The sequence below is a fragment of the Clostridium peptidivorans genome, from assembly GCF_900205925.1.
Lineage (GTDB): Bacteria > Bacillota > Clostridia > Clostridiales > Clostridiaceae > Clostridium_AK > Clostridium_AK peptidivorans.
The window spans coordinates 1-5371 of sequence record NZ_OAOD01000043.1 but is presented as its reverse complement, the minus strand read 5'-3'; the positions used below and the strand labels follow the sequence as shown (position 1 = coordinate 5371).

5 protein-coding genes are annotated in these 5371 nt (G+C 33.1%); all 5 read left to right on the top strand.

Annotation, left to right across the window (positions count from 1 at the left end):
* Window positions 1-176 precede the first annotated feature (176 nt).
* The 5 genes from CRN98_RS17160 to CRN98_RS17145 all read left to right on the top strand — a co-directional run bounded on the left by CRN98_RS17160 (window position 177) and on the right by CRN98_RS17145 (window position 5157).
* Window positions 177-1583, top strand: coding sequence for a polysaccharide deacetylase family protein (locus CRN98_RS17160; RefSeq protein WP_179632230.1), 1407 nt, complete (start codon window positions 177-179; stop codon window positions 1581-1583).
* Between the two features lie 35 nt (window positions 1584-1618).
* Entirely contained in the window at window positions 1619-1771 is a 153-nt protein-coding gene (locus CRN98_RS17840; RefSeq protein WP_179632228.1) for a hypothetical protein, read from the top strand.
* A gap of 276 nt (window positions 1772-2047) precedes the next feature.
* Complete coding sequence (locus tag CRN98_RS17155; RefSeq protein WP_097028627.1) at window positions 2048-3475, top strand: polysaccharide deacetylase family protein; 1428 nt, start codon at window positions 2048-2050, stop codon at window positions 3473-3475.
* A 251-nt stretch (window positions 3476-3726) separates the two neighbouring features.
* Complete coding sequence (locus tag CRN98_RS17150) at window positions 3727-4542, top strand: mechanosensitive ion channel family protein (protein ID WP_097028626.1); 816 nt, start codon at window positions 3727-3729, stop codon at window positions 4540-4542.
* A 417-nt stretch (window positions 4543-4959) separates the two neighbouring features.
* Window positions 4960-5157: a cold-shock protein gene (locus CRN98_RS17145; RefSeq protein ID WP_097028625.1), complete on the top strand. Its 198-nt coding sequence runs from the start codon at window positions 4960-4962 to the stop codon at window positions 5155-5157.
* Window positions 5158-5371 lie beyond the last annotated feature (214 nt).

The window sequence follows — 5371 nt, the reverse complement described above, 5'->3', positions numbered from 1 at the left end:
GGGGCGTATCAGCCGTTATCTCCCACCTAAGAAAAGCAGATATCCCAAATCTATGATTTGGTGATAGTCGCTTTCACAGAGTGTGATGGGAGTATTACGGATGGTTGCCATCGGATAAAATAAAACATTAGGATAATAGAAATGAGGTATTATATTTGAAAAAATCTCCTGGTATTATGAGTATATTAAGTTTAGCAATCATTTCTCTTATTATTGTGCAGGTAATAAAAATTACAATAACCAGTAAAACTACAAATGCAGTTAATATACCAGCAGCAAGCTATAGTTTAATAAAACCTGTTAGGGCTAACTTGCAATTATCTAATATTAAGGATAACAAATCATCCCTTTTAATACAAAAAGAACGTATGGCAAAGGGAGGAGTAATTGGAACATCTGGAAAAGGGGTAGTTGCATTAAGATTTGATGATTATCAAAATGTATTCAAAAAAAAGATATACCCAATGCTCGTGGCTCGTGGTCTCCCATGCAGCATGGCTTTGATATCACGATTTAACACTGCACAAAGCTGGGGTAAAGGCACAACTTGGGATGATATTAGAGAGTGGAATAGAAACGGCGTTGAGATATGGAGTCATGGAACAGATCATAAGGATTATAGTAAAAGTGGATATTCAGGACTTTACAATCAAATAGTTACTTCAAAAGAAGAAATAGAAGTACAGGGTATAAAGGTTGTGGGTTGGGCACTTCCTGGTGTTAAACCAAGTACAAGGAATTTGCCTTATAATGGACTAACCAAGCCTAGTCATTATAACAGTACTACTGGAAGATTACTGATGAATACATACGCATTAACAGAAGCTTATGTATATAGTCCAAGAAGAGTTTTACCAATGAACATTTATCACGGATTAGGTCATGTAACTGCTTCTGATGGCAGAGAAACAGTTTCATCAGTAATAGAAGAAATAAATATAGCTATTAAAAATAAATCAGGCATTGAAATAATGTGTCATGCAGGTAATTTAGGTAAGCCTGGCAAATTAACCTTTAAAGACTTCGAGACTATATTAAATTACATAAAAATGCAGTGGGATAAGGGATTAATAGAGGTTTTAACTCCTTCTGGAATTTACTTTGCAGACCCTGATAGCAGCAGTAGACTTAAATTAAATGCTGATGATAGTTTTGAAGGGCTAACCACAGCTAATTCAGGGGCATGGAATGGAGTAAGAAATTTGACTGGAAAGACTATTGAAACAAGAACGGGCAGGACGGGAAAAAATTTTCTGCGTATAAAGAGCGGTGCTATTCAGTCAGTAGTAACTCAAAAAATTGTAAACTTAGATAAATTAGGAGTTTCAGGAGAGCAATTCGTATTTGAAGGATGGTTTAGACCCTATGGCAGCAAAGATACAACTGCTGTGGTACAAATAAATGATTATGATAATCCTCATAAATTGAAAATAGTTAAAAAAGCAGTAAGTGAGGGTAGAGGTTGGACTAGGCAAAGGTTTGTATTTTGCATACCTCCTGGCACAAAAAACATTACATTTTCCCTTTATGGGGATACAGAATCTGGTATCGATTGGGATGATATAAGTATAAAGAAAATATAGTTGAGCATAAGGCACCCCAGGGGTGGGACCATAAAATGGATATTTATATTTTGGTAGGACTTGCAAATTTAAATATTATCATTTCAAATGAAAAATTAAGAAAAGAATTTAAAAAAGCAGTTGATGTTGTTCGTGGAGGAGTTGTAAATATATTAGGATATAGGGCTTGTGAAGTAGGTTGCATATAAAAAGGGACTATCTCAAAATTTTATTTTGAGACAGTCCCTTTTACTTATGTATATAGGAATAAGTAATACCTTTTTAATTATAAATCAACAAGGCTTATAAAAGTGCAGGTAGATGGGGAAAATATTTTAAAGCAGAAGTTATTGTTTAATAATAATTGGTGGAGTAACAATTGGCACAATAAAAAAATATATTAAAAATGAAGAGATGAAATGAGATGAGTAGTTCACATCTTGTGAGTAATAGCTTAAGTCAATAATAGAAAGGAGGTATTAAATTTGAAAAAATCTGCTTGTATTATAAGTATAGTCAGTTTATTAATTATTTCTTTTACTATTGTGGGAGCTATGAAAATTAGAACAATGCATGAAGATACAAATAAAGCTAATCTACTAGTAGTAAAGGATAATTCAATAAAAGCTGCTCAGCCTAACTCCAAATCACCTGATAGTACGAATAACAAATCATTGCCTTTATTAGAAAAAGAACGTATGGCAAAGGGTGGAGTAATTGGTACAGCTGGAAAAGGGGTAGTTGTATTAAGATTTGATGATTACCAAAATGTATTCAGGGAAAAAATATACCCAATGCTCGTGGAGCGTGGTCTCCCATGCAGCATGGCTTTGATTTCACGATTTAACACTGCACAAAGCTGGGGGAAAGGCACAACTTGGGATGATATTAGGCATTGGAATCGAAACGGCGTTGAGATATGGAGCCATGGAACAGATCATAGGGATTATAGTAAAAATGGATATTCAGGGCTTTATAGTCAAATAGTTATTTCAAAAGAAGAAATAGAAGCACAGGATATAAAAGTTGTGGGCTGGGTACTTCCTGGTGTTAAACCTACTACAAAAAATTTACCTTATAATGGATTAACCAAGCCAAGCCATTACAATAGCACCACAGGAAAACTACTGATGGATACGTACGCTTTAACAGAAGCTTATGCGTATAAGCCACAAAGAATTTTACCAACGAATATTTATCACGGATTAGGCCATATAACTGTCTCTGATGGTGGAGAAACAGTTTCATCAGTAATAGAAGAAATAAATGCAGTTATTAAAAATAAATCAGGCATTGAATTAATGTGTCATGCAGGCAATTTGGGGAAAGCCGGTAATTTAACTTTTGAAGAGTTTGAAACCCTATTAAATTATATAAAAATGCAATGGGATAAGGATTCAATAGAGGTCTTAACGCCTTCTGGAATTTGCTTTGCAGACCCTAATAGCAGCAGTAGACTTAAACTAAATGTTGATGATAGTTTTGAAGGTTTAACAACAGCTAATCCAGGAGCATGGAAGGAAACAAAAAATTGGGCTGGAAAGACTATTGAAACAAGTGCAGGCAGGACAGGAAATAATTTTCTCCGTATAAATAGCGATGCTGCTGATTCAGGAGTAACTCAAAGGATTGCAGACTTAGATAAATTAGGAGTTGCAGGAGAACAATTCGTATTTGAAGGATGGTTCAGATCCTATGGCAGCAAAGATACAATCGGTGTAGTACAAATAGACGATTATGATAATCCAAGTAAACTGAAAATAGTTAAAAAGACAGTAAGTAATGATACAGCCTGGACAAGAGTAAGATTTGTATTTTGTATACCTCCTGGCACAAAGAACATTACATTATCACTTTATAGGGACACAGAAGCCGGTATTGATTGGGATGATATAAGTATAAAGAAAATATAGTGCCACCCACGTGACAGAAAGTCACAGTGCTACTGTATGGAAAAATGATAAATTTAAAGTATGTAAGAGATGAAAAGACAGGATATTATAAGTAGAAAATGGAATTTTTTAAATAAAATATTAATATACTTTAACACTGGAGAAAGTTCCAGTGTTTTTATTTGTATATAACTTAAAAATAAATTTATTTTGTCTAAAGTGGTGATATTATGTCGAAATGTGATATTGTATTAAGAGGAGGGGGAAGATAAATGGAACTAGAAAGTTTAAAATTAAATAATTTAACTCAATTAATAATTACTTATGGTGGTAGAATATTACTCTCTATAGTAGTTTTAATTGTTGGATTGAGTATTATTAAAAAGGCAGTACAGATATTGGAAGTTAAATTTGAAAAGCTCAGCTTTGATAAGTCCTTAAGATCCTTTTTACTATCACTTACAAAAGTGTCATTTCAGGGATTATTATTAATATCCGTGGCATCTATGTTAGGCGCTACAATGACATCTTTTGTAGCTATTATAGGTTCTGCTGGATTAGCTGTAGGACTAGCCCTACAAGGCAGTTTATCAAATTTTGCAGGAGGGGTACTTCTTTTAATACTAAAGCCGTTTAAATCAGGTGATTACATTGAGTCAGCTGGACATTCTGGAATAGTAGACGAGATTCATATATTTTATACTATTTTGCAGACTCCAGATAATAAGAAGGTAATAATACCAAACTCTAATTTAGCAAATAGCAGCACTATAAATTATTCTGCAAATCCTACTAGAAGGATAGATTTTGTATTTGGGGTAGGGTACGAAGATGATATTTTCAAAGTAAAAGAAATATTAAAAAGAGTTGCTAATGATCACCCTTTAATACTTAAGGAGCAGGCACCACAAATTGTATTAGGCCAGCATAGTGCCAGCTCAATAAATTTTTTCTTCAAGGTTTGGGTAAAAACTGAAGACTATTGGGAAGTTTATTATAATATAATGGAAAAGGTTAAAATAGAGTTTGATAATGAAGGAATTAGCATTCCTTATCCTCAAATGGATGTCCATGTACATAATAGATAAAAGTGCCACCCACGTGACAAGTGGCAAAATGTATTTAGAGAAAAAATATACCCAATGTTAGTGGATCGTGGTCTCCCATGCAGCATGGCTTTGATATCACGATTTGATACTGCACAAAGCTGGGGGATAGGCACAACTTTGGATGATGTAAGTATAAAGAAAATATAGCTTTGGCAAGAGGTTTATTTCAAGAGTTATTATTAGTTTAATTGATAAAGAAACTGTTTAATATAAAAAATAACTTGCTTTATATAACAAACTATGTTATTATTAACTGTAACTTAAATTAATAGTAAATAATGCATTATCATATATTTCAATTAGTACTAGATAAATATAGTATGTTGACATCGAAATTTTGTTAGTTAATTATTACAACTAGTTTAAGAATAATAAAATTTCGGAGGTACACATTATATGAATGGTACAGTAAAATGGTTTAATGCAGAAAAAGGATTTGGATTTATTACAGGAGAAGATGGAACAGATGTTTTTGCACATTTTTCTCAAATAAATTCAGATGGCTACAAATCACTTGAAGAAGGACAAAAAGTTTCTTATGACGTGGTTAAAGGCGCTAAAGGACCTCAAGCAGAAAATATTACTATTATTTAATTAATGAATATTTTACCCCTTGAATAGTTTTTCTATTTAAGGGGTTTTTAGTTTTTTATAGCTAATTTTAAGACAACACAAAAATTTTAAATTAGATATCAAGTGATTCTTAGACTCAGGTGGAGTTTGCTTATGAAGAATACTTATCTCCAGCTGAGTCTTAGAAGAACTTATCCAGGGGCGTATCAGCCGTTATCTCCCACCTAAGAAAAGC

Excerpts from the sequence above, each read along its gene's own strand:
- CRN98_RS17160 (WP_179632230.1), top strand. The coding sequence starts at position 177 with ATGAGTATATTAAGTTTAGCAATCATTTCTCTTATTATTGTGCAGGTA.
- CRN98_RS17840 (WP_179632228.1), top strand. The coding sequence starts at position 1,619 with ATGGATATTTATATTTTGGTAGGACTTGCAAATTTAAATATTATCATT.
- CRN98_RS17150 (WP_097028626.1), top strand. The coding sequence starts at position 3,727 with ATGGAACTAGAAAGTTTAAAATTAAATAATTTAACTCAATTAATAATT.
- CRN98_RS17145 (WP_097028625.1), top strand. The coding sequence starts at position 4,960 with ATGAATGGTACAGTAAAATGGTTTAATGCAGAAAAAGGATTTGGATTT.